Raw genomic sequence first — 23646 nt, 5'->3', positions numbered from 1 at the left:
CCACTGGGGGTCCGGGGGGGTGTGAAACCCCCCGGTCCGCCGCCAAAATCCGGAGACCACCATGCTGACAGGCAAACATCTCATCGCGGGCGACTGGGTCGCCGGGGCGACCACTTTCGCCTCCACCCCGGCCCATGGCCCCGCTCAGGATTTCGCCGTCGGCACGCCTGCCTTGGTGGATCAGGCCTGCCGCGCCGCCGCGGCGGCCTTCCCCGCTTTCGCCGCCACCTCGCGCGACACCCGCGCCGATTTCCTCGACGCCATCGCCGATGAGATCGAGGCCCGGGCCGAGGCCATCACCGAAATCGGCAGCCGCGAGACCGGCCTGCCCGCCGCCCGGCTTCAGGGCGAGCGCGGCCGCACCACCGGCCAGCTCCGCCTCTTTGCCGCCCATATCCGCGCGGGCGATTACCTCGACCGCCGCCATGACGCCGCCCTGCCCGACCGTCAGCCGCTGCCGCGCCCCGATCTGCGCATGATCCAGCGCCCCATCGGCCCGGTCGCCGTCTTTGGCGCCTCCAACTTCCCGCTCGCCTTCTCGGTCGCGGGCGGTGACACCGCCTCGGCCCTCGCCGCGGGCTGCCCGGTGGTGGTCAAGGGCCACTCCGCCCACCCCGGCACCGGTGAGATCGTGGCGCAAGCCATTGTCGCCGCGATACAGTCCTGCAACCTGCCCGCCGGGATCTTCAGCCTTGTGCAGGGCGGCAAGCGCGACGTGGGCGAAGCCCTCGTGCAGCACCCGGCGATCCGCGCGGTGGGCTTCACCGGCTCGCTCGGCGGCGGGCGCGCGCTCTTTGACCTCTGCGCCGCGCGCCCTGACCCGATCCCCTTCTTTGGCGAATTGGGCAGCGTCAACCCGATGTTCCTGCTCCCAGCCGCGCTCGCCGCCCGGACCGAGGCGCTCGCCAAAGGCTGGGCCGCCAGCCTCACCATGGGCGCGGGCCAGTTCTGCACCAACCCCGGCATCGCCGTGGTGATCGACGGGCCCGACGCCGAGGCCTTTGCCGCCGCCGCCCGCACCGCACTTGAGCCCGCCGTCGCACAAACCATGCTGACCGATGGCATGGCCAGCGCCTATCGCGCGGGACGCGACCGCATGGCGGCGGGGGCGGGCGTGCGCGCGCTCCTCACCACCCATTGCGATGGGCGCAGCGCCACCCCCAACCTGTTCGAGGTCGATGCCGCCGACTGGCTGGCCGACCATAGGCTCGCGGAAGAGGTCTTTGGCCCCCTCGGCCTGATCCTGCGTGTCCGCGATGCGGCTGAGATGCAGGCCATCGCCGAAAGCCTGCAAGGCCAGCTCACCTGCACCCTGCATCTTGATGACGCCGACACCGCCCTCGGCCAGACGCTCTTGCCGATCCTCGAGCGCAAGGCAGGCCGCATCCTCGCCAATGGCTTCCCCACGGGCGTCGAGGTCGCCGACAGCATGGTCCACGGCGGCCCATACCCCGCCAGCACCAACTTCGGCGCCACCTCCGTCGGCACCCTGTCGATCCGCCGCTGGCTCCGCCCCGTCTGCTACCAGAACCTCCCCGAAGCCCTGCTGCCAGCAGACCTCCGCTAAGGGCCGATTGATTGGATATCGACGCTGTGGCTGCCGGACTGTTGTCCGTCCAGCCGCAGCCAGCCGGTCACCGGGGCCACATCGTCATAATCGCGGCCAAAGCCGACGTCGATGTGGTCCGTCCCGGCAAAACAGGCGTTGGTCGGGTCGTAATCGACCCAGCCCATCTCTTCCCCCGCCCAAGCCCGCACCCAAGCATGCATGGCATCCGCCCCCACCAGCCGGGGTTTGCCCGGCGGCGGCAAGGTGCGCAGATAGCCCGCAACATAGGCCGCGGGCACCCCTAGGCTGCGCAATCCGCCCACCATGATCTGCGCGAAATCCTGACAGACCCCGCGCCCCAGCGCAAAGGCCGCCTCGGGCGCGGTGTCCACCTGCGTGGCCTTGGCGTCAAACACCATCCGCGCATGCAAGGCCTGCCCCAGCGCCTGAACGCAGCTGCGCACCGTCTGGCCCGGCGCGGTTTGCGCCCGGGCAAAGGCGGCAATCGCAGGCGCGGCGGCAATCCGGCGCGACGCCCGCGTGAAATGATGCGGCGCGCGCGGCCCCACATCGCGCTGCGCCGCGAGCGCGGCCCCCAGCCGCTCCAAAGGGGGCGACAGGTCCGGCCCTTCGCTGTCCGCCAACCGCTCCACCACCGCCTCCAGCGTCAGGTCCAGCCGGGTCAGCCCCGGCGACATCGCCGCCTCGATCACCCGTGTGCCGAAGAAATCCGTGAAAGCGCCATGTTCGGCCATGTCCGGCGCAAAGGCATAGCGGGCCTCGCGCACCGTTTGCCGCCCCGGAAGATCGGCCGGAAGCACGCGAAACAGCTGCCGCCCCGCCCCGCTGGGCCGGTTGAACGTGTAGCGGATGGTCTGGCGCAGCGCGTAAAGGGTCACCGCAGATAGGCCTCGGTCAGCAGGTCGGAAATCCCGGCCAAGGCCCCGCGCAGATCCTGCAAGCCTTGGGTCGTCAGAGACTCGGGTGTGGCGGTGGCAATCTCCACCTGCGTGCGCAGCATCGCGCGCCCCAGATCCGACAGCTGCCCATGCGTGGCCGCGCCCGGCAGCGCCTGCACCTGTTCGCTCAGCGCGTCGATCAGATGCCGCAGCGACCGCGGGTTCATCGGGTCCAGCGCCAAAAGGTCGATCACCGTTTCGCGCGACGACCCCACGCTGAAGCGGCGGCGATGCGTCAGCACGCTGTCGCCCAGCTCGATGCAAAGGTCCAGACTCCCCGCCGGAGCCTTGGCATCGGCAAAAGCCGCCAGCACCCCCGACATGGCTGACCCGCGTTCCAACTGACGCCCGATGGACAGGAACCGCCAGCCGAAAAAGCGATACATGTTTTCATGCACCAGCCCGGAAAACCCCGCCAGCTTGCGCAGCAGCGCCGAAAGCGCCCGGGCGGCATCATCGCCGGGGGCCACCTTGCCCGCCAGCCGCCGCGCGCTCTTGTCCAGATCGTTCAGCGCCGACCAGCCATCGGGCGAGAACCGGTCGCGCACCTGACCCGCCGTCGCCACCGCCGCGCCCAGCGTGTCGAGAAGCCCCGGCGACAGGCCCACCGCGCCATCCACATCATAACTGGCCAGCAGCGCATCCATCTGCTTTTGCAGCGGCAAGGCCGCGCGCCCGCCTTCGGCCAGCCGGATGTGACGCGCGCGCAAAAGCCGGATTAGCCCTTCTGTGCGCTCGACATAGCGGCCCAGCCAGAACAGGTTGTCCGCCGCCCGCGCCGGAAGCGCTCCGGGAGTGGCCCGGCGATAGGGTCCACTGGCGGCCACCATGCTGACGGCGGGCACCTCGTCCTTGCTGACGATCCACACATCCGCCGCGCTGCCGCCGCGCTGCATCGCCAGTGCGGTCGGATCTTCCGACGCGCCGATCCGCGCGAAACCGCCCTGCATCACCTGCCAGCCGCCCGGCGTGCGCGCAAGGAACACCCGCAGGCTCATCGGACGTGGCACGATCTGCCCGTCGATCAGCGCGGGCGTCGTTGACAGCGTTACCGCCTCTTGCGCGACCAGATCTGCGCCATCGGCGGCCAGCCGTGCTGCCAGCGCCGCCGGTGTCAGCGTGGCGGTGGCGGTGCTTTCGCCTTGGCGATCAAAGGGCAGACCGGTGCCCAGCGCGGGCGACAGCACCAGCCTGTCCTGCGCCGCCATCACCTGCGCCCGTTCAGCCGCGCCGCCACACCACCATGTCGCAATATTGGGCATCGCCAGCGCAGCCCCCGTCAGATGCCGTGCGAGGTTCGGCAAGAACGCCATCAGCGCCCGCGTCTCCAGCACACCCGACCCCAACGAGTTCACCATGGTCAGCCCGCCTTGGCGCAGCACCGACACCAGCCCCGGCGTGCCGATCCGCGATGCGGGGTTCAGCTCCAGCGGGTCGGCATAGCTGCCATCCAACCGCCGCCACAGCACATCCAAGGGGCGCAGCCCCGAAATCGTGCGCACCATCAACCGCCCGTCGGAAACGGTCAGATCTTCGCCTTGCACAAGGCTGACACCCAGATAGCGCGCGATCCACGCCTGTTCGAAATAGGTCTCGTTCAGCGGCCCCGGCGTCAGAATGGCCACCCGCCCATCGCGCGGATCGCGCAGGCCCAGCAGGCCATCGCGGAAATCGCGGAAGAACCCGGCCAGCCGATGCACGTTCAGCCCGTCAAACACCTCGGCATAGGCGCGCGACGTGGCCACCCGGTTTTCCAGCGCATAGCCCGCGCCCGAAGGCGCTTGCGTGCGGTCGGCCAGCACCCACCAGCGGCCATCCGGCCCGCGCCCGATCTCAAAGGCCAGAAAATGCAGGAAATGCCCCGATGCCGGGCGCACCCCCACCAAAGGCCGCAGCCACTCGGGGTTGCCCGCCACCAGCGATGGCGGCAAATGCCCTTCGGCCACCAGCCGGTTCTCGCCATACAGATCGGCCATCACCGCTTCCAGCAGATCGGCCCGCTGGATCAGCGCCGGGGTCAGCTCGGCCCAATCGGCCTCGTCGATCAGCACCGGCACATGGCTCAGCGGCCAAGGCCGCTCGACCGACTGGCCCGACCCATACTGGCGGTAAAACACCCCGGAATCGCGCAGGTATTGGTCGGCCCGCCCGGTGGCGCGGGTCAACGCATCATCCGACAGCCCTTGCAGATGCGCGATCAGCGGGTCCCACAGGGGGCGCAGCCGCCCCTCGGGCGTGACCAGCTCATCCGGCACCCCCGGCAAGGCGCGATAGGCCGACAGCCCGCGATCCCGCGGTTTGCCGGGTCCGTCGGCTGCGCCCTGTGCTCCGGCTGTGCTGTCCATGGGGGACTAGAGCCCGATGGGCCGCCGCAGGTCAAGCGTCAGCGGAAACTCCCGGTGCGGGCGTTCGGCCATGGGCCGCATCATATGCCCCGGACGGTGTCCGTTGGGTTCAAACCGCGCCAGCCGCCGCGCCTCGGCCTCGTTGCCGTTCACCGGGAAGGTGTCGTAATTCCGCCCGCCCGGATGGGCCACATGATACACACAGCCGCCCAAGGGCCGCCCCGACCATGTGTCGAAAATGTCAAAGGTCAGCGGCGCATCCACCGGCAACACCGGGTGCATCGCCGAAGACGGCTGCCACGCCTTGTAGCGCACGCCCGCCACCGCCTCACCGCCGCCCACCGCCGTCAGCGGCGCAACGCGCCCGTTGCACAGCACCTGATAGCGCGACGGATCGGCGGCTGTCAGCTTCACCTGCAAGCGTTCGGTGGAACTGTCGGTATAGCGCACCGTGCCGCCAATCGCCCCCGTCTCGCCCAGCACATGCCACGGCTCCAGCGCCTGACGCAGCTCCAGATGCACGCCCTCATAGGCCACCTCACCGCAGAACGGGAACCGGAACTCGGCCTGTGCCTCGAACCACTCCTCGCGCAAGGGGAAGCCGTGCTGCGCCAGATCGGCCAGCACATCGCGGAAATCCTGCCAGACGTGATGCGGCAGCATGAAACGGTCATGCAAAGCCGTGCCCCAGCGCGTCAACTCGCCCTTGGCCGGGTTGGCCCAGAATCGCGCGATCAGCGCCCGGATCAGCAATTGCTGCGACAGGCTCATCCGCGCATCCGGCGGCATCTCGAACCCGCGGAACTCCACCAAGCCCAACCGCCCCGTCGGCCCGTCGGGGGAATACAGCTTGTCGATGCAGATCTCGGCCCGGTGGGTGTTGCCCGTCACATCGGTCAGCATGTTGCGCAGCAACCGGTCCACCAGCCATGGCATCGGCGGGGTGCCTTCGCCGGGGGCCGGGATCTGCGCCAGCGCGATCTCCATCTCATACAGCGCATCATGCCGCGCCTCATCGATCCGGGGCGCTTGCGAGGTTGGCCCGATGAACAGCCCCGAAAACAGGTAAGACAGCGACGGGTGCCGGTTCCAATGCAAAATCAGACTGCGCAAAAGGTCTGGCCGCCGCAGGAAGGGGCTGTCATTCGGGGTCGCGCCGCCAACCACCACATGGTTGCCGCCCCCCGTGCCGGCGTGCGTGCCGTCGATCATGAACTTGTCGGCCCCAAGGCGGCACAAGCGCGCCTCCTCATAGACCGCGCTCGTGATATCCACGCAGTCCTGCCAATTCTGCGCCGGATGCACGTTCACCTCGATCACCCCCGGATCGGGGGCCACGCGGATCACGTTCAGGCGCGGGTCATGCGGCGGCGCATAGCCTTCGATATGCACCTGCAACCCCAGTTTCCGGGCGGCATCCTCTGCCGCGCGCACCAGATCAAGGTAATCCTCCACCGACACCACCGGCGGCATGAACACGCACAGCCGCCCATCGCGCGGTTCCACCGACAGGGCGGTGCGGATATGGCCATCCACCTCGAACACGGGCGAGCCCTGTTCCACCTGCGCGCCCTGCGCCCCGCTGGCCGTGAAACTGGCCGACCCTTGGGGGCGCGACTCCGTCACCTCCGGGCTCAAAGGCCCTGCTTCCGGCACCGGCAGGGGCGGGCGCTCCACTGTCGGGTCCACCGGGTTGATATAGGGATATTGCGACGCAGGCAGCCATGGCAGGCTTTCCAGCGGCAAGCGATAGCCCACCGGGCTGTCCCCGGGCACAAGGAACATATGCCCCCGCCGCAGCCGCCACTTTTCCGTGCGCCACTTCCGCCCCGACGCGCGGCTTTGCCAGCTTTGCACCGGCAGGACAAAGCCCGAAGGATGGGTCAGCCCGCGATTGAACACGGTGGCCAGACGATGCCGCTCTTCCGGGTCTTTCAGCTTGGAATTGGCGGGCGTCACATTGTCGGGCAGGTTGGCCTCTTTCACCAGCCACTGCGCCGGGTCTTCATAGGCGGGCAAAATGCACTCCGGCTCCAGCGCCAGATCCTGCGCCATCTGCTGCAACAGACGTTCGGCATCCTCGGTCGTGGCGCCGGTCTTGGCCCCTTCTTCGGCAATCAGACTTGGGTCCTGCCAGATCGGATGCCCGTCGGCCCGCCAATAGAGCGAGAACGTCCAACGCGGCAGCGTCTCGCCCGGATACCACTTGCCCTGCCCATAATGCAAAAACCCCCCCGGCGCGAAACGGTCGCGCAAGCGGCGGATCAGCCTGTCGGCCAGCACCCGCTTCGTCGGCCCCACGGCAGCGGTGTTCCACTCATCCGCCTCAAAGTCGTCGATGGACACAAAGGTTGGCTCACCGCCCATGGTCAGCCGCACATCGCCCGCCTCCAGCGCGGCATCCACCTTCTGCCCCAGCGCGTTCAACTCATCCCATGCGGCATCGCTGAACGGCTTGGTGATCCGCGGATGCTCCGCCACCCGCGCCACCGTCATGTCAAAGGCGAAATCCACCTCGGCAAAGCTCGCCATGCCCGAAATCGGCGCCGCATTGCGGTAATGCGGGGTGGCGGCCAGCGGAATATGGCTCTCCCCCGCCAGCAGCCCACTGGTCGGATCAAGCCCCACCCAGCCCGCGCCCGGCAGATAGACCTCGCACCACGCATGCAAATCTGTGAAATCCACCTCGGTGCCCGAAGGCCCGTCCAGCGCCTTCAGATCCGGTTTCAGCTGGATCAGATAGCCCGACACAAACCGCGCCGCGAAGCCGAAGTGCCGCAGCGCCTGCACCAACAGCCAGCTGGAATCCCGGCACGACCCGCTTTGCACCCCCAGTGTTTCCTCGGGCGTCTGCACCCCCGGCTCCATCCGAATGGTGTAGCGCAGCGTATTTGCCACCTGCGCGTTCAGGTTCACCACGAAATCCACGCTGCGCACCCGGTCTTTGGGTACTGTTTCCAGAAACGCCTGCAACAGCGGACCCGCCGGGTCCTTGCGGCGATAGATCTCCAGATCCTCGACCAGATCCACTGGATATTCGAACGGCCAATGCTCTGCCGATTCCTCTACAAAGAAATCGAACGGGTTATAGACCGTCATGTCGGCCACAAGATCGACCTCGATCTTGAACTCGGTCACGGGTTCAGGAAACACGAACCGCGCCAGCCAGTTGCCGAACGGGTCCTGCTGATGGTTCACGAAATGCCCGCCGGGACTGACCTTGAGCGCATGCGAAATCACCCGCGTGCGGCTGTGTGGGGCAGGGCGCAAGCGGATGACCTGCGGCCCCAGCACCACGGGCCGGTCGTATTTGTAATGCGTCAGGTGGTGAATCGCGGCCTTGATCGACATGCTTTTACTTCTCGTAAGGTCTGGCCCTGAATAACATCAGGCGCCGCACGGGTCTGGTCCCAGACCTGTATTGCACGATTGTTGCCACAATGTCGCCCAAAACCCACGCCACTAGGTTAACACTGTGCAATCTTTAAGCAAATCGGGAACAAACGCCCGCTGCTCACGTTTCTCTTTTCTAAACGATCCGCCGGAATTCCCCGGATAGAACGCAGGAGTGCCGCGTTCCTGCCCGATTTCAGGATCAATACAGATAAATAACCCGTATAGCTGCCTGCTGGGGAAAAGTGATGGATCGACTGACTGAAATGGAAGCTTTCGCCACGGTCGTAGACCAAGGCGGCTTCACCGACGCTGCCAAGAAGATGGGTATTTCAAAATCTGCCGTCTCCAAGCATGTCTCGGCCCTTGAAGCGCGCTTGGGGGCGCGTCTTCTGAACCGGACCACGCGCCGCGTCTCGCCCACCGAAATCGGCCTTGCTTACTATGATCGCGCCCGCCGGGTGCTGAATGACGCGGGCGAGGCCGATGCCCTTGTCACCTCGATGCAATCGGCGCCGTCCGGGCTCTTGCGCATTTCCGTTGCCACGGATTTTGGCGTGAACCTGCTTTCCCCGATTCTCGGTGACTTCCTGCTCGAATATCCCGACATCACCGTGAACATGGTGCTGAACAACCGCTATGTCGAACTGATCAGCGAAGGCTTTGATATGGCCATTCGCGTGGGGGATCTCGAAGACAGCTCCTTGCGCGCCCGCAAACTCACCGACACCACCAAGCGGATGATCGCATCCCCCAGCTATTTTCAGCGCTATGGGCGGCCTCTCAAGATTGATGACCTGAACGAACACAAGCTCCTGCACTATTCCAACCAAGCCAATGGCAATGTGTGGAAGATCACCGCGCCCTCGGGGGAAAAACGGCAGGTGCGCACCGCCGGATGGCTGACGGTGAATGACGGGCAGTCCTTGCTCAACGCCGCCATTTCCGGCCTCGGAATCGCGTATCTCCCCAGCTTCCTTTATGCCGATGCGATGAAACAGGGTCTGGTGGAAGAGGCGCTGCCCGGCTTGCCCACGGAAGTGCTGGGCATTTATGCCGTTTACCCGCCGGGCCGCTTTACCCAGCCCAAGGTGCGGGCTTTCATCGATTTTCTGGCCCGGCGTTATGCCGACAAAGGCCCCGACGCCTGGTAATCCCCGCCCGCCGTCCTCAGGGTGCAACTTGGGTCGAGGTCACCATGACCTCGACCCGTCTGTTTTTCTCGCGCCCCGCCTCATCCAGATTGCTGGCGCGCGGTGACAAATAGCCCACCCCCTGCGCCTCCACCTGTGCCGCCGGAATGCCTTCCTGCCCGATCAGATATTGCCGCACTGCATCGGCGCGTTTGCGCGACAGGGCGATGTTCCCCTCCAGCCCGCCCGATGCATCGGTGTGCCCCACCAAGGCCACCGTCATTCCGGGATTTTCGCGCAGCCACGCGGCCAGATCGCGCAACGAGCCATACTCTCCCGCCGCCAGCGCCGCCGCGCCCGAGGCAAAGACCAAGTCCTCCAGCGCCACCGCGCCGCCCCGCAGCAAGCGCGCGCCCAGCGGTTCCGCCGTCGCAGGGGCCGACATGGGCGCTGGCGCGGTTGTTTGCGGCGGCGGGGCCGCCACCGCCGGGCGCGCCATGGTCGAGGCGCTCAGCAGCGGCACCGTCCGCGCCGCGCCTCCCACATGGATCACCTGCACGAAACCCGCGGCTGCCGTCCGGCTCACGATCAGGCTCACCACCTCTGTCCCGCGCTCAGCCGCGAAATAGCGGTAATCCCCCAGATCGACATGCATTTCCGGTTCCGGCAGGATGCGGGTGCCGTAGCGAAAGTCAAAGCCGCCGCAGCGCGCCGCCTCGCATTCAAAAACCGGCGTGAAACCCGCATCCAGCACTTGCTGGCGCAGCGGTTGCAGCAGTTCCAGCGTCGTGACGCCCGGGGCATCGATGCGCCAAGCGGTCTCGATCAGCGGTCCTTCGATCATCCGGCTTGGCACCGCGCCATTGGCATAGGCGCCCACCGGAAGCGCATAAGAGGTTAGGCTTTCGGCCTTGTCCGCGCTTGGCACCGCATCAAACGGCATTTCCAGCGCAAGAGACAGCGCTGGCGAAGCCGTCCACGTCAGCGCAAGCATGGCGCAAAGGATCGTTCTGCTCTGGGTCACCTGCCGCATGCCTCTTTGGGCTTATCTCTGCCGATAGTGATACTCTCCCACAATTTGCATGTTGAGGGAAGCATAGAGCTTGCGCGCGCCGGTGTTGGCCACCGTGACCGCAAGACAAAGCTGTGTTGCGCCGTTCTGTTGCGCCCAACCCGCTGCCGCCCGCAAGATGTTGTGCGCGGAACCCTGCCGACGCATCTGGGGCCGCACCTCCAAAGCGTGCAGCAGCGCGATGTCTTGGTGGATCGCCACAAAGGCCACCCCCGCTGGGCGGTCGGCGACGCGCCCCAGCACCGCGCATTTCGGGCCTGTGGCGCGCTGCATCACCGCCAGACGCGCCGGGCTGATGCCGCCCTCCTCCCAGATTTCGGCACAGATCGCCAAGGGCGGCCAATGCGCGAAGGCCGCCATCGGCGGGGCCGGCGGCAAAGCCAGATCGGCGCAAGCTGCGCCATAGGCAAGCACCGGGTCCACCACCCGGTAGCCGCGCGCTTGCAAGGCCTGATCCAGCAGATCGTCCCCTGCCCTTATGCAGAACAGCGGCGGCTGACCCATCGCGGCCATGGCGGCTTCGGCCGCGGGGATGTCCTCATCGCGCCAACCCGGCCGGGCCGTGGCCGCCGAAACCCGCTTGCCACCGCCTTGCCCATCGCGCAGGCACCAAGGCCCCGCTTCAAAGCTGCGCGCCGGCGGCCAGGTCTGTTCCATCGCCTCGGCCAGCGCCTCTGGTGTCATCCGAACAGCGCCGCCAGCCGCGTCATCGCCGCGTCGATCTGCGCCGCATCCGTGCCGCGGATGACCAGATTGGTGCCATGGGCGCCATTTTGCAAAAAGGGGTAGGAGCCCATGCTCAGCTCGGGGTATTCCGCCGCCAAGGCGCCAAAAGGCCCCGCCACCTCGCCTTCGCCCCGGTTCACCCGCAAGGATTGGCTGAGCAGCGGCGCGCCCCCGGTCAGGGTCGGCATCACGCTGGCGACCATGGCCTGAAAGATATTGGGCACCCCCGCCATCACATGCACATTGCCAAGGGTGAAGCCCGGCGCTGTGCTCACCGGGTTGTCGATCAACATGGCACCATCAGGGATGCGTGCCATCTGCCGCCGCGCCGCGTTGAACTCCAGCCCCGCCCGTTCGTAATGCGCCGCCAAAAGCGCCAAGGCATCGGGCCGCTGGCTGATCCCCACCTCAAAAGCCGCCGCAATGGCCTCGGCGGTGATGTCATCATGCGTGGGACCGATGCCGCCGCTGGTGAACACATGGTCATAAGTCGCCCGCAAGGCGTTGACCGCCGCGATGATCGCCGGGGCCTCATCCGCCACCACCCGCGCTTCCAAGAGACGGATGCCGTGCCGCGTCAGTTCGCCCGCAAGGTAATGCATGTTCGAATCCCGGGTCCGCCCTGACAGGATTTCATCCCCGATCACCAGCATTGCCGCTGTTGGATTTGCCATTGTCGCGCTCCTGTTCTGTGCCAAGCCCGGGTATAGCCCGCCCCCGCAGGCTTTCAATCCGCGCTGTGCGTTCTTGCGCCCCTCTGGTCAAGCGGGGCCGTTTTGCCTATTCAGGCAACAGACAAAGGATATCTGCTATGAATGACACCCTGGGACGCGTCACCAAAGATGGAATTCGCATCTATCAAGAGGCGGATTTTGCTGGCATGCGCGCCGCCGGGCGGGTCGCGGCCGAGATTCTGGATGCGGTGGCGCCGCTGGTCACGCCAGGGGCCACCACAGCCCAACTCGACGATTTCATCCGGGAAGAGATCGTCCGCCGCGGCGTCACCTCGGCCACCATTGGGTACAAAGGCTATCAGCACGCCTCCTGCATCTCGGTCAACCATGTGGTCTGCCATGGCATTCCGGGGGCCAAGGTGCTCGCGGATGGCGATATCCTCAACATCGATGTAACGGTGATCGTGGATGGCTGGTTTGGCGACACCAGTCGGATGTATGTGGCCGGAAACCTGTCGCGCAAGGCCGAACGCCTGATCGATGTCACCCACGAAGGGCTGATGCGCGGCATCGCGGCCGTGCGCCCGGGCAACACCTTCGGCGACATCGGCCACGCGATCCAAAGCTATGTCGAGGCGCAGCGCATGTCGGTGGTGCGGGATTTTTGTGGCCACGGGCTGGGCCGTGTGTTTCACGCGCCCCCGAATGTGCTGCACTATGGCCGCGCCGGAAGCGGCCCCGTTCTTGAGGAAGGCATGATTTTCACCATCGAGCCGATGGTGAACCTTGGCCGTCCGGAAACCAAGGTCCTCGCCGATGACTGGACAGCGGTGACCCGCGACAAATCGCTCTCGGCGCAGTTCGAGCATTCGGTGGGCGTCACCGCGACTGGATGTGAGATCTTCACGCTTTCGCCCGCCGGTCGCTTTCATCCCACTTGGGGTTAACCGCAGGCCGATGTGTCGGGACAGCCAGCGCCCAACGGCGCGCAATGTCACAAGAACTTGGCAGGATCTCCGCGGCCACATCGTCAGTTCACCACGAAATCCGCATGGAGCGCGCCCGCGGCCTTGATGCTTTTGAGAATGTCGATCATGTCATGCGGTGCGACCCCCAAGGCATTCAGCCCGGCGACGAGCTCGGAAAGCGACGTCCCGCCTGAGACTTCGGCCAGCCCGGTCCCCGGATCGCGATTGATGTTGGCGTTGGTGCGCGGCACCACCACAGTTTCGCCTTCGGCAAAGGGATTGGGCTGCACCACCAAAGGCGCCTCCTCAATTCGCAAGGTCAGGTTGCCTTGCGCCACCGCGACCCGGCTGATCCGCACGTCCTGCCCGATGACAATGGTGCCTGACCGCTGATCCACCACCACCCGCGCACGCGTTTCGGGGGAGAGGGTCAGATTCTCGATGCGACCGATCACATGGGCGGGAGAGCGCATGCCTGCGGCTGCCACATCCAGTTCGACCGTTCCGGCATCCAGCATCAAAGCGATCCGTCGGCCAAATTCTCGGTTCAGCACAGATTCGATCCGCGTGGCGGTGCTGAAATCGGGGTTGCGCAAGGCCAGACGCACGGATTGCAAAGTGGTGAAATCAAAGTCAATCTCACGCTCCACCCGCGCGCCGGACGGGATCACCCCGGCGGTGGGGACCCCCTGCACCACCCGTGCCGCCTGACCTTCAGCCTCGATCCCACCGGCAATGATCGTGCCTTGCGCAACGGCATAGATCTGCCCGTCCGCGCCGTTCAGCGGCGTCATCACCAGCGTGCCGCCCAAAAGACTTTGCGAATCGCCGATTGCCGAAACGGTCACATCGATGCGCCCCCCGGCGCGGGCAAAAGGGGGCAGGCTGGCGGTCACGAACACGGCTGCCACATTGCGGGGCCGATAAGCCTCTCCGGCCACGTTCACGCCCAGCCGTTCCAGCAGATTCGACATGATCTCTTCGGTGAAAGGTGCGTTGCGGATGCCATCGCCAGTGCCGTTCAGGCCCACGACAAGCCCATAGCCCACCAGATCGTTGCCGCGGACTCCGTCGAATTCCACCAGATCCTTGAGTCGCACCGCATCTGCAAGCGCCGGGGGGCAGAGCAGCAGTGACAGCAGCAAAACCAGCCGCGCCATCATCGCAGGAAATCCGTTAAATTCAGCCGCGACAGCCGGGCCGTGATGGCAAATACCGTTTCAAGACTGGTCTGCACGGCTTCCAACTCGACCGCGAGCCGTTCCGGGTCGCTTCGGATCGCCTCTGCTTGTGCCAGTTCAAGGGTCAAGAGATCTGCTGCGTTGCGGCTTTGCGCCGCGTCGATCCGTTCTTCGCTGATCCCGAGACGGGCCGCGAGATCGGTTACCCGCTCTCCTCCTGTCAGCAGCGCCTCGGCCGCGAGGCGTGCCAAGGTTTTTGATTCGTCCAAGGGCAAGGGCAGGGCAGGGTCTTCGATCAAGGCGGCTGCGGTCAGACCTTTGAGAACAGCGCGCAGCGCCGGGTCGGCCGCGGTGACGCCCAGCCAAACCCGGTCTGTCGCCGAGACCGCCACATCCTCTAGCGCAATGCCGCCCTGATACGCCATGGCTGCAAATCCTGTGGGGGCGTCGAACCAGGCCGAGAGCCGCGCCATCGCCGCATCGGCCGTCGTTGCCCCGGCCAGCTCGGCCCGCAGCGCCGCCAGAAGCACGCCGGACTCTGCCACGGCGGGGCGGTTGATCGCTTGACCGGCAAAGAGCGACCGCCCGCCGGATGCCGTGTTCAGTGCGGCCAGCGCCGTTTGTAGCCGGCCGCGCGCCTCCTCTCCGGCGAGGGCGACCTGATCGGCCAGGTTCAACTGGGACGCCCTGAGCAGGGGGGATACGAGGGCCTGTGCCGCACCCCCGACCAGATCCAGCGCGGCTTGTGTGGCCCGCGCCTGCGCGGCGGCCTCACGCGCAGCCGATTGATAGCCTGCGGTGACTGCGCGGGCGCGGGAGTCTGCGGTGAGCCGAGAGAGATCGCCCGACAAAGCCGCGCCCACATCGGCGACCCGGCCTGAAGCCAGCGCGCCCGTGATCCTGTCTGCGTCGCGTTTAAGGCGGGTGGCTTGCGATTTCAGCAAGAAGGATTGTGCCAGATCGCCTAAGGAAACCATGGTCATGCTATATCCCCAGCAAGGTCTGGATCATGTCGTCAGCTGTTTTGAACACCTTGGCATTCGCAGCATAGGCCTGTTCGATCAGCAGAAGATTCTGCATCTCTTGGTCGGTATCCACCCCGCCTTGCAGAAAAGCACTGCGTAGAGTGTCGCTGCGGGCGGCGGCAAAGGCCGTTTCCGCCTCGGCGCCGAGCCGCGCGGCCGATTGAGCGGACCCGATCTCCGCGGCCAAGGCCGACAGGCTACGCAATCCGGGGGAAAGCGTGCCCGAGGCTTGCGCCCGGGGCGCGGCCAGTGCCTCGGCCAGTGCGGTCAGCCGCCCGGCAAAGCCGGCAGGCCCGGGCGTCGTCGCGCCGAGCCCGTCGCGTAAGCGCCAGAGCGCGCCGCCTTGGTCCGGGTCTGCCGCCGCGTTCAGGGCAAGGCGCCCTGCCAGACCCGGCTCTGTCAGCGGGTCGAAAGCGGCGCCGGCATCAGTGAACAGTCCCGGTGCCCCGGGGGCGCGGGTCGGATCGACGGCGGGCGCGCTGACCCGTTCCATCAGGTCGCGCGCGAGGGCATCCAGATTGGCCTGCGCTTCGGGTGCGGTTTCGTCGCGCAGCGCGAACAATGCCGCGAGCCGTCCTTCGCCAAGGCGCCCCCCGGAAGGCGCGGTGCGCAGCGGCTGGCCGTTCACCGACAGGCCCGACAGACTGCCCGCCGCGAGGGTCATATCGGGGGTGATCATGCCGGTGGCCGTGAAGCCGAACTGTGCCGGTTCGCCATCCAGCAAAAGAGTGCCCGCGCTGGTGTAAAGCGCGATCTGATCATTCCCCCGGCTGATCTCCCGCACGGGGACGGCCTGTGCGATCACGTCGACCAGAGTTTGCCGCTGATCCAGCAGGGCGGTGGTGTCGCGCCCGGCGGCGGCAAAGGCCCGAATCCGCTGGTTCAGCTCGGCCACGCCCGCCAGCGAGTCGTTGAGCCGCTTCACCTCCGCCGCGATCTGGCGGTCGGCCGTCTGGCGTTCGGTCGCGATCACCGTCGAGATCTGGGCCAGCCCTTCGGTCAGGCTGCGGGCGGCCTCCAGCACGGCGGTCAGGCGCGCTTCCGCCTCGGGGCGGGCGGCCGCTTCGATGACCGTGCTTTCCAGCCGTGCGATGCGGGCGGCCAAAGATCCGGATTGATCGGCCGTGCCGAGGGCCGTCTCAACCCGGGTGAGCGCCTCTGAGAACAGGGCGCGCCCGCCCTGATGCGACGAGGCCAACCGCAGATCCTGCAGCAAGAGCGCGTCGACCTGCCGGGTGACACCGGTGATGGCCACGCCCACCCCCGTTTTCCCAAGGCTGCGCGAGGCCAGCTGCACCTCGCGCCGGGCAAAACCTTCGGTCAAGGCGTTTGAAACATTGGCCGCCGTCGCTTCTGCCAGACGTGATGTGGCGGTCAGACCGGAAAAGGCCGAAGACAGAGCCCCGGAAATACTCATCCTTCACCCTCCTCAGCGTTTGATGTTGGTGGTTTCCTGCAGCATTTCATCGACGGTCTGGATCACCTTTGCATTCGACGAATAGGCGCGCTGGGTGGTGATCAGCGCGGTCAGTTCCGCCGCGACATCGGTGGCAGAGCCTTCGCGCGCGAAGCCCATCACACTTCCCGTCGGCCCGTCGCCGGCGTCCCACAAAAGAAAGCTGCCGGAGTCGGGCGAGACTTCAAAGGTCTGGTTGCCCAGAGCCGTCAACCCGTTGACATTGGGCACATCGACCAAAGGGATCTGGTAAAGCCGCCGGACAAAGCCGGTGTCATAGGTGGCGTTGACATAGCCGTTTTCGTCGACTTCAACCGCTGTCAGATTGCCGGTGGGCGAGCCGTCGCGGGTGATGGCGGTGGGCAGGAAACTGTCAGCCAGCTGGGTGACGCCGCCGGCCTGCCCGGGCCGCCCGAGCGACAGGGCGATGGGCCCGCCTGCCACGGACAGCGCGATGGTGCCGGCGGCGGCACTATAGGCGCCTCCGCTGGTGGTGGTGACGCTGGCCAAGGTGCCGCCCGCCCCGCGCGTGTCATCAAATGTCAGCTCATATTCCCCGACGACCGCCCCGTTCGACGCGCTGTCGCGGATCACCATCGTCCAGCTGTTCGTGGCCGAGGTGGCCGGGGCCACTGGCACGCCCGGCGTGAAATCGAGCGTCAGTGTTTCCGTGGTGCCAAGGTTGCTGTAATATTGCACCGACAGCGGGATCGGCGCGCCCGAGGCCCCCACTGCCGTGTCGCTTGCCGGCAGGTTGATCCCCAGACCGATCCGCGTCGTCGGATCGGCGGCAGTCTGGTTGGCACGGATCACCACAGCCTCCAGCCCCGAGGCCGAGTCCCGAGGCCGGATCGGGATGTCGCCGCTGATATTGGCGGGCCAGCCCAACAGCACAAGTCCCGAATCCGTCTTCACCACGCCATCGGCATCTATCCGGAAAGAGCCGGTCGTCGTCATCATGATGGGCTGCGTGCCAAGCCCGCCATCCGACAGCTTGACGGAAGGAATCACCGGCAACATGCCACGCCCCGACACCGCCAGATCCAAAGCATTCGCGGTGCCAACGATCGCGCCGCGTTCATCGATCAACCGTGAGCTTGAGGCGCGCACGCCCCCGGCCGAATACTTTCCCGCGCCGCGGGAATTGCCGATCACCATGCTTTCAAAATCAGTGGCCGCCCGCTTGTAGCCATAAGTGGATGCGTTGGCGATGTTGTCGGAAATGGTGGCGAGCTTCGTCGCATTTGCGTTCAGGCCTGCCACACCCGCGTTCAGCGAGGAGGAAATGGTCATCAATGCCGCCTTTCTACAGGTCGATGCCTCTATGTGCCGTGCAGCCTGCCGCATCCCGATTAACAGCCCGCTAATTCCGACAATTTGACACAGCCCCTAGCGGTCGCGGCGCAGCAGGATCACCTCCACCCGGTTGTTGCGGATCACCGCCGGGTCCGGCGTCAGCGGTTTGCGATCGGCAAAGCCCGTCACGCGGGCAAAGCGGCTGTCGGGCAGGCCCTTGCTCCGCAGCAGGTCACGCGCCCTCTGCGCCCGGTCCGCCGACAAGGGCCAAACCGGATTGTCTTTTCGGATCAAGGGGTAGCTCCGCACATGCCCGCCGATGGCCAGATCGTTGCGCGTGGCCTGCAGCACATCGGCCAGCACCGTGGCCAGATCCTGCAAGGTCTGACTGGGCCGCGCCGTCTCGCCTTGGAACAGCGGGGCCTCTTCCAGATCGAAAAGCTCGATCACCAGCCCCTCATCGGTGACCCGTGTCACCACATGGCGCAGCAGACGCTCCATCGTCATGCTTTCCCCGCTGCGCGCCAACAGCGCCTTTTGCACCTCGGCCAAGCGCTCTTCTTCTTGGGCCGAGGTGGCGTCTTCCGTCTGGGAATCGCCCCGCGCCTGCCGCTCGGCGGTGGGGCGCGTGGCCGAAGCCCCGGTGCCGTTCTGCGCCAAGGTGTTTTCCGACATCACCGAATCGCCGCCAAAGGCGCCATCGCCGCCGCCCGAGACGCGGTTGATCGGGATGGTCGGGCTGAAATAATCCGAAATCCCCTTGCGTTGTTGTTCCGTTGTCGCGTTCAGCAGCCACATCAGCATGAAGAAGGCCATCATGGCCGTCACGAAATCGGCATAGGCAACCTTCCACGCCCCCCCGTGGTGCCCACCGCCCGTGATCTTTTTCTTCCGTTTGATGATGACTGGCGCGGCATTTGATTGCCCTGCCATCACACACCCATGTTTCACACCCGTCTCCCGGTTTACCTGCGCGCGGTAAACCGGGGCTTAAAGACGGGTGTTTTAGGCATTTCCGGCGCTTACTCGGCGGAAGAGCGCGCCCACAGGTTGATGTCTTCTTCGGCCGAAACCCGGTCGATCTCGGCCAGTTCTTCCGGCGAAAACGCCAAATTGCCAATGGCGCCCACGCAATCGACCACCTGCTCGGGTTTCGAGGCCCCGATCAGCGCCGTGGTGATCTTCTCCTCGCGCAGCACCCAAGCAATCGCCATTTGCGCCAAGGTTTGCCCGCGCGCCTGCGCGATGGCATCCAAAGCCTTCACGCTTTCAATCGCGCGCGGGGTGATGGTGGCGGGGTTCAGGCTCTTGCCTTGCGCGGCGCGGCTGCTGTCGGGGATGCCGCCGAGATACTTCTTGGTCAAAATCCCCTGCGCCAGCGGCGTAAAGGCGATGGACCCGATTCCCAACTCTGCCAAAGTCTCCCGCAGGCCATCCTTCTCCACCCAGCGGTTCAAGATGTTGTAGCTGGGCTGATGAATCACACAAGGCGTGCCAAGATCTTTCAGAATTGCCGCCGCCTCACGGGTCTTGGCGCTGGAATAGCTGGAAATCCCCACATAAAGCGCCCGCCCCGAACGCACGATCTGGTCCAGCGCGCCCATGGTTTCCTCCAAGGGCGTGTTGGGGTCAAAGCGGTGCGAATAGAAAATATCGACATAGTCCAGACCCATCCGCTTCAGGCTCTGGTCGCAAGACGCGATCAGGCTCTTGCGGCTCCCCCATTCGCCATAAGGCCCTTGCCACATCAAATACCCGGCTTTCGAGCTGATGATCAGCTCATCACGGTGCCCGGCAAAATCCGTCCGCAGAATCTCGCCAAAGGCCTCTTCGGCGCTGCCGGGGGGCGGGCCGTAATTGTTGGCCAGATCGAAATGGGTGATGCCATGGTCAAACGCCGTGCGGCAAATCTCGCGCTTGGTCTGATGCGGCGTGTCATGGCCGAAATTGTGCCACAGCCCAAGGCTGATGGCAGGCAGCTTCAACCCCGAGACGCCGCAGCGCCGATAGGTCATGCGCGAATAACGGTCGGGATGGGCGGTATAAGACATGGGCGATCCTCCTGTTCGCGCTACCTTTCCATCGGAACGGCGGGCGGTGCAAGTTGCACCCAGCGCTTGGCTGTGCGACCTGCGCAGGGGGCGATCCGGACAAAACGCGCGTATGAGGCTTCAGGTGCATTCAGTTCTTCACTTTTTCGGCGCAGTCTGGGGGCGCATCAATGATGGCCACTTTGGCCTGATCGCGGCTGGCGTGGCCTTTTATGCCATGTTCGCCGTCTTTCCCGGCCTTGCCGCCAGCGTCGCCATCTGGAGCCTGATGGCCGACCCCAAGGTGATTGAAGACTATCTCGAGGTGGGCGAGCAATTCCTGCCTGCCGATGCCGCACTGCTGGTCCACGATCAGGTGATGGGCCTTTTGGCCACGCCGCGCGCCACCTTGGGCTGGGCCACCTTTGTTTCGCTGATGATCGCGCTGTATTCGGCGCGGGCCGGGGTCTCGGCCTTGATCACCGGGCTGGATGTCGTCAACCGCGCCACGCCGCGCGGCTGGATCTGGGGATGGGTGGTCGATATCGCGCTGACGCTTGCGCTGATCTTCGCCATCATTGTCGGCCTTGCCACCATCGTGCTGGTGCCGCTGATCCTGCAATTCATCGATCTTGGCCCGGCCGAGGAATGGTTTCTGGGCGTTCTGCCTTGGATTGCCATGTTCGTTCTGGTGCTCAGCTGCCTGTCGATCCTCTATCACTTCGGCCCCAATCTGCCCTCTGGCGCGGGGCGGCCGCGTGTTTCGATCGGCGTGCTGGTTGCGGCAGTCACCTGGTCGGCGGTCAGCTTTGCCTTTTCGGCCTATCTGGCGAATTTCGACAGCTACAACCGGATCTATGGCTCCATCGGGGCGGTGGTGGCGCTTCTGATGTGGCTTTATCTCGGGGTGCTGGCCGTGCTTCTGGGCGGCGCGGTGAATGCCGAGCTGACCAAGGCCAAGTTTGACGAGGCCAACCTGCCCCAACCCCCGGTCAGGGAGTGACCGTCGCCACCGCATTCGCAGCCACGCGCTGCCAATCGCTCACCCGCCCATCCGGCCAGATCACCCGCACTTCGGCCTCGGTGGCCGCCCCCAGCCCGAAATGCTGCGGCCCCCAGATCCCGCTCACATGCCCGCCGCCCGAGGTGATCTCGTGCCGTTGCAGATGATCGCCGGTCCGCACCTCGACCCAAGCACCAATTCCGGTGGGGTTCGGCCCCGGCTGGCGCAGATCCACCGCCAGCCAGTTGCCGACCGGCCCTGTGTTGCGCCAGACCTGCACGGGGCCGTTGCGGTTCACCACCACCAGATCCAGCGCGCCGTCGCCGTTCAGGTCCACCACCGCCCCCCCGCGTGACGCCTGCGTGCTGGCCACGCCCGCCTTGTCTGCGCTTTCGACAAACACGCCATCCGCGCCTTGCAGCAGCAGGTTGTTCGGGTCGGCCATGGCGAAATCCGGCATTTCCCAGACATTGCCCTTGGCCACGAACAGATCGGCCCGCGCGTCATTGTTCACATCGGCAAATTGCGCATGCCACCCGGTCGAAGGCCGCAGATCCTCGCCCATAAAGGGCCGATGCGCCGTTACCCCGCGCGCCCATGCGATATCGGTGTAATCGGGCAGGGCGTCGGGGCCGGGGGTCACCAGCCGCTGCAACTTGTTGTCCGCCATGCTGGTCAGATAAAACTCGGGGTAGCCATCGGCATCCAGATCGGTGCTGGCAATGCCCATCCCCCAGATGCGCAGCCGCTTCCAGCCTTCGTCCGGCGTATAGAGCCTTGGCGGCTGGCCGGGCTCCAGATGCCACATCTGTTCCTGCCCGCCCTCGTAATATTCGCGGTCATTCGACACCCGCAGCGCTTTCTTCCCCGACCCGTTCCAATCGGTGAACAGCATCGACAGCGCGCAATGGCTGGGCTTCAGCTCGACCGGCGCGCCAAAGCCCGTGCCTTCGGGGCGGTGCAGCCAGTTCGCGGTGCACGACCCCCAAGGATAGGCTTCCTCGCGTTGGTTGATGTAATTCCCGATGGCCAGCGTCGGCCAAGCCGCGCCTTCTTCCCACATCGCGGCAAAGGCGGTGGACCACGCATCCCCCCCGTCAAAGCCCCATGCCTCATTCGCGCGCTCGAACCGGCAGTCGCCAAGCCCGCGCATCACCACATTCTCGCCCACGCGCAGCAGCACCAGATCGGTGATCCCGTCGCTGTCGATGTCGATCGGATAGGCGCCCGTCACCCCCTCCATCTCGATCCCGCTGTCCACCGGGGCAAAGCCCAGCGCGCCCGCCGTGCTTTGGTTCACCATCAACGCCGCAGGCGCGGTGCCCCCCGCAAGCGCCAGATCCGGCAGCGCATCGGCGTTGCAATCAAAGGCCGCCACGCCGCCGCCCACCATATATTCCCATTCACCGGAAAACTGATGCGCCAAGCCCGCTGCCGCCGTTTCCTCGACAAATTGAGGCACCTCTTGCGCCGCCACAGGCCCCGCCACTGGCCCCGCCAGCAGCGCCGCCACCCAGATCAGCCTCATGCCAAAGTCCTCAATGCCACCGTATGCGCCGCGATGCAGCGCCCCTGTGCCAACCCTTGTTCAATCGCCGCGCGGAAATGGATACCGCCATACAGCCTTGAAATCCCGGCCTCTTCTGCCGCCTCCCAGAAACTGCCATAGGCGCGCCCTTCCAGCCCTTCACGCTCATGCGTGAAATCCTCATAGGCATAATTCTCGCCCAAGGCCGCCGTCAGCACCGTCGCCGCCGCCGCCGACACCGTGGAATGGCCCGATGGATATTCCGGAAAGGGCGGGGTGTTGAGCAAGGGCGTCCAACTCTTGTCGATCACCCGCCGGATATAGGTGATCGGGCGCAGCAGGTTGTATTCGGTCTTTTCATGCCAGCAGCCGATGAAGGCATCCGCCATCGCCACCCCCAGCCGCGCCATCACGTCGACGCTGACCTCAAGCGGCAGATCGCGGCGCGAGATCAGGTCATTGGCCACAAAAATCCAATGCCCCGGCGGGGTCGAGGACAGCATCGGATCATCCGACCAGAACCGCGCGATCAGGTTCTGCTCGGGCGTCAGCGCCTTTGACACCGTGTAAACTTCCATCGCCTCGGCATAAAACGCCGAACCCGGATCTTCGCTATAGGCGGGCGGCGGCGGCAGGCCGCAGGTATCGCCCGCCGGCATCGCAAAGGTCCGCACCTTCCCCCAATCGGGCAACAGCGGCGCCTGTTGCTGCCGCACCAGCGAGGTTGGCACCCAAGCCGCCGGACTGGCGGGCGGCACATAGGCCTCGGGGAAGCCCATATTGGCAATCACCGCGCCACCGTCGCCATCGGCCCAAGCGCAGACATGCCCTGCAATCGCCGCACCCAGATCACGGCTGCGCGCCAGCACCTCGGCCTCCACGCCTTCGGCCACCTGCGCATCCAGCTTGCGCGTCATGGTGGCCAGCGCGCGCTGCCCGGAAGGCCCCGTGTTGGCAAAGAAATGCGCCACCGCCGCTGACAAAGCCGCCTGCAACACCGCCGCCATGTCATGCGCGCCTGTCCCTGCGCGGGGCAGGGGCGTCAGCCCGTTCACTTGCCCGGCCAGACTGGTCATCGCCGGATTGCAGGCCGTCACCGCCTCATAGGCAGTGACACCCAAGTAGCCAAAGGCCCGCGCGGCCACGGGCGGCGAATAGGTCGCCGTGTGCCGCACCAGTTGCAGCGTCAGCTTGTACCAGTTCGTCAGCACCGGCACCGGATCAGAAGCGGCCATCGCCCGCGCAGGGATCAGGGCGGCGGCCATCGCCGCCCCCCCCAAAGTCAGAAACCTGCGCCGCTGCATCTGC

18 protein-coding genes are annotated in these 23646 nt (G+C 65.9%); 4 read left to right on the top strand and 14 right to left on the bottom strand.

Annotated features, from left to right (window positions below; translation table 11 throughout):
• The first annotated feature begins 61 nt into the window (after positions 1 to 61).
• Positions 62 to 1567, top strand: coding sequence for an aldehyde dehydrogenase (NADP(+)) (locus CUR21_RS08025; RefSeq protein ID WP_100196481.1), 1506 nt, complete (start codon positions 62 to 64; stop codon positions 1565 to 1567).
• Here the strand turns inward: CUR21_RS08025 and CUR21_RS08020 are convergent.
• The 3 genes from CUR21_RS08020 to CUR21_RS08010 are packed head-to-tail and all read right to left on the bottom strand — an operon-like array spanning position 1564 to position 8204.
• Positions 1564 to 2448, bottom strand: coding sequence for a transglutaminase family protein (locus tag CUR21_RS08020; RefSeq protein WP_100196480.1), 885 nt, complete (start codon positions 2446 to 2448; stop codon positions 1564 to 1566). The genes CUR21_RS08025 and CUR21_RS08020 overlap by 4 nt on opposite strands.
• Complete coding sequence (locus CUR21_RS08015) at positions 2445 to 4853, bottom strand: circularly permuted type 2 ATP-grasp protein (protein ID WP_100196479.1); 2409 nt, start codon at positions 4851 to 4853, stop codon at positions 2445 to 2447. The genes CUR21_RS08020 and CUR21_RS08015 overlap by 4 nt, the downstream gene beginning before the upstream one ends.
• Before the next feature lie 6 nt (positions 4854 to 4859).
• On the bottom strand, positions 4860 to 8204 hold the full coding sequence (locus tag CUR21_RS08010) for a DUF2126 domain-containing protein (protein WP_100196478.1): 3345 nt from the start codon (positions 8202 to 8204) through the stop codon (positions 4860 to 4862).
• A 290-nt stretch (positions 8205 to 8494) separates the two neighbouring features.
• On the opposite strand from CUR21_RS08010, the gene CUR21_RS08005 reads away from it, so the two are divergent.
• Positions 8495 to 9400, top strand: a complete 906-nt coding sequence (locus CUR21_RS08005) for a LysR family transcriptional regulator (protein ID WP_100196477.1) — start codon at positions 8495 to 8497, stop codon at positions 9398 to 9400.
• 16 nt (positions 9401 to 9416) lie between these two features.
• Here the strand turns inward: CUR21_RS08005 and CUR21_RS19040 are convergent, their stop codons facing one another.
• Genes CUR21_RS19040 through CUR21_RS07990 form a run of 3 tightly spaced genes read right to left on the bottom strand, consistent with a single transcriptional unit; the run spans position 9417 to position 11851 of the window.
• The gene (locus CUR21_RS19040) at positions 9417 to 10403 is read right to left on the bottom strand and encodes an OmpA family protein (protein ID WP_304528565.1); all 987 of its coding nucleotides are present in this window, start codon (positions 10401 to 10403) and stop codon (positions 9417 to 9419) included.
• 21 nt (positions 10404 to 10424) lie between these two features.
• On the bottom strand, positions 10425 to 11135 hold the full coding sequence (locus CUR21_RS07995; RefSeq protein ID WP_100196476.1) for an N-acetyltransferase: 711 nt from the start codon (positions 11133 to 11135) through the stop codon (positions 10425 to 10427).
• The gene (locus CUR21_RS07990; RefSeq protein WP_100196475.1) at positions 11132 to 11851 is read right to left on the bottom strand and encodes a molybdopterin-binding protein; all 720 of its coding nucleotides are present in this window, start codon (positions 11849 to 11851) and stop codon (positions 11132 to 11134) included. Before CUR21_RS07990 ends, CUR21_RS07995 begins: the two co-directional genes overlap by 4 nt.
• Positions 11852 to 11988: 137 nt before the next feature.
• On the opposite strand from CUR21_RS07990, the gene map reads away from it, so the two are divergent.
• Positions 11989 to 12798 carry a type I methionyl aminopeptidase gene (map, locus tag CUR21_RS07985; protein ID WP_100196474.1) on the top strand — a complete coding sequence of 270 codons (810 nt, stop codon included), beginning with the start codon at positions 11989 to 11991 and terminating at the stop codon, positions 12796 to 12798.
• Between the two features lie 83 nt (positions 12799 to 12881).
• Here the strand turns inward: map and CUR21_RS07980 are convergent, their stop codons facing one another.
• From CUR21_RS07980 to mgrA, 6 genes are all read right to left on the bottom strand, one after another.
• Positions 12882 to 13982: a flagellar basal body P-ring protein FlgI gene (locus tag CUR21_RS07980; protein ID WP_100196473.1), complete on the bottom strand. Its 1101-nt coding sequence runs from the start codon at positions 13980 to 13982 to the stop codon at positions 12882 to 12884.
• Positions 13979 to 14983: a flagellar biosynthesis protein FlgL gene (locus CUR21_RS07975; RefSeq protein ID WP_100196472.1), complete on the bottom strand. Its 1005-nt coding sequence runs from the start codon at positions 14981 to 14983 to the stop codon at positions 13979 to 13981. The genes CUR21_RS07980 and CUR21_RS07975 overlap by 4 nt, the downstream gene beginning before the upstream one ends.
• A gap of 1 nt (position 14984) precedes the next feature.
• Positions 14985 to 16442 carry a flagellar hook-associated protein FlgK gene (gene flgK, locus CUR21_RS07970; protein ID WP_100196471.1) on the bottom strand — a complete coding sequence of 486 codons (1458 nt, stop codon included), beginning with the start codon at positions 16440 to 16442 and terminating at the stop codon, positions 14985 to 14987.
• A gap of 12 nt (positions 16443 to 16454) precedes the next feature.
• Positions 16455 to 17774: a flagellar hook protein FlgE gene (locus tag CUR21_RS07965; protein ID WP_100196470.1), complete on the bottom strand. Its 1320-nt coding sequence runs from the start codon at positions 17772 to 17774 to the stop codon at positions 16455 to 16457.
• 96 nt (positions 17775 to 17870) lie between these two features.
• Positions 17871 to 18710, bottom strand: a complete 840-nt coding sequence (locus CUR21_RS07960; protein WP_100196469.1) for a flagellar motor protein MotB — start codon at positions 18708 to 18710, stop codon at positions 17871 to 17873.
• An 89-nt stretch (positions 18711 to 18799) separates the two neighbouring features.
• Positions 18800 to 19828 (bottom strand): L-glyceraldehyde 3-phosphate reductase, encoded by a 1029-nt coding sequence (gene mgrA / locus CUR21_RS07955; protein WP_100196468.1) that lies wholly within the window; start codon positions 19826 to 19828, stop codon positions 18800 to 18802.
• Positions 19829 to 19952: 124 nt separating this feature from the next.
• On the opposite strand from mgrA, the gene CUR21_RS07950 reads away from it, so the two are divergent.
• Positions 19953 to 20810, top strand: coding sequence for a YihY/virulence factor BrkB family protein (locus CUR21_RS07950; RefSeq protein ID WP_157791965.1), 858 nt, complete (start codon positions 19953 to 19955; stop codon positions 20808 to 20810).
• Here CUR21_RS07950 and CUR21_RS07945 read toward each other — a convergent pair.
• Positions 20800 to 22338 (bottom strand): CRTAC1 family protein, encoded by a 1539-nt coding sequence (locus CUR21_RS07945; RefSeq protein ID WP_100196466.1) that lies wholly within the window; start codon positions 22336 to 22338, stop codon positions 20800 to 20802. The two genes, CUR21_RS07950 and CUR21_RS07945, sit on opposite strands and share 11 nt — an antisense overlap.
• Positions 22335 to 23642 (bottom strand): vanadium-dependent haloperoxidase, encoded by a 1308-nt coding sequence (locus tag CUR21_RS07940; RefSeq protein ID WP_198431645.1) that lies wholly within the window; start codon positions 23640 to 23642, stop codon positions 22335 to 22337. The genes CUR21_RS07945 and CUR21_RS07940 overlap by 4 nt, the downstream gene beginning before the upstream one ends.
• Positions 23643 to 23646: the final 4 nt, after the last annotated feature.

This window comes from Pseudorhodobacter sp. MZDSW-24AT, from assembly GCF_002794355.1.
Taxonomy (GTDB): domain Bacteria; phylum Pseudomonadota; class Alphaproteobacteria; order Rhodobacterales; family Rhodobacteraceae; genus Pseudotabrizicola.
Note: the sequence above shows the minus strand (reverse complement) of the source record. Positions and strands in the feature narration are given on the sequence as shown.

What these genes read in the sequence shown, in the direction of transcription:
- CUR21_RS07990 (WP_100196475.1), bottom strand. Translation starts at nt 11,851, where the DNA reads ATGGCAAATCCAACAGCGGCAATGCTGGTGATCGGGGATGAAATCCTG.
- CUR21_RS07940 (WP_198431645.1), bottom strand. Translation starts at nt 23,642, where the DNA reads ATGCAGCGGCGCAGGTTTCTGACTTTGGGGGGGGCGGCGATGGCCGCC.
- mgrA (WP_100196468.1), bottom strand. Translation starts at nt 19,828, where the DNA reads ATGTCTTATACCGCCCATCCCGACCGTTATTCGCGCATGACCTATCGG.
- CUR21_RS08025 (WP_100196481.1), top strand. Translation starts at nt 62, where the DNA reads ATGCTGACAGGCAAACATCTCATCGCGGGCGACTGGGTCGCCGGGGCG.
- CUR21_RS07965 (WP_100196470.1), bottom strand. Translation starts at nt 17,774, where the DNA reads ATGACCATTTCCTCCTCGCTGAACGCGGGTGTGGCAGGCCTGAACGCA.
- CUR21_RS07995 (WP_100196476.1), bottom strand. Translation starts at nt 11,135, where the DNA reads ATGACACCAGAGGCGCTGGCCGAGGCGATGGAACAGACCTGGCCGCCG.
- CUR21_RS07960 (WP_100196469.1), bottom strand. Translation starts at nt 18,710, where the DNA reads ATGGCAGGGCAATCAAATGCCGCGCCAGTCATCATCAAACGGAAGAAA.
- map (WP_100196474.1), top strand. Translation starts at nt 11,989, where the DNA reads ATGAATGACACCCTGGGACGCGTCACCAAAGATGGAATTCGCATCTAT.
- CUR21_RS07945 (WP_100196466.1), bottom strand. Translation starts at nt 22,338, where the DNA reads ATGAGGCTGATCTGGGTGGCGGCGCTGCTGGCGGGGCCAGTGGCGGGG.
- CUR21_RS07980 (WP_100196473.1), bottom strand. Translation starts at nt 13,982, where the DNA reads ATGATGGCGCGGCTGGTTTTGCTGCTGTCACTGCTGCTCTGCCCCCCG.
- CUR21_RS08005 (WP_100196477.1), top strand. Translation starts at nt 8,495, where the DNA reads ATGGATCGACTGACTGAAATGGAAGCTTTCGCCACGGTCGTAGACCAA.
- flgK (WP_100196471.1), bottom strand. Translation starts at nt 16,442, where the DNA reads ATGAGTATTTCCGGGGCTCTGTCTTCGGCCTTTTCCGGTCTGACCGCC.
- CUR21_RS08015 (WP_100196479.1), bottom strand. Translation starts at nt 4,853, where the DNA reads ATGGACAGCACAGCCGGAGCACAGGGCGCAGCCGACGGACCCGGCAAA.
- CUR21_RS08010 (WP_100196478.1), bottom strand. Translation starts at nt 8,204, where the DNA reads ATGTCGATCAAGGCCGCGATTCACCACCTGACGCATTACAAATACGAC.
- CUR21_RS07975 (WP_100196472.1), bottom strand. Translation starts at nt 14,983, where the DNA reads ATGACCATGGTTTCCTTAGGCGATCTGGCACAATCCTTCTTGCTGAAA.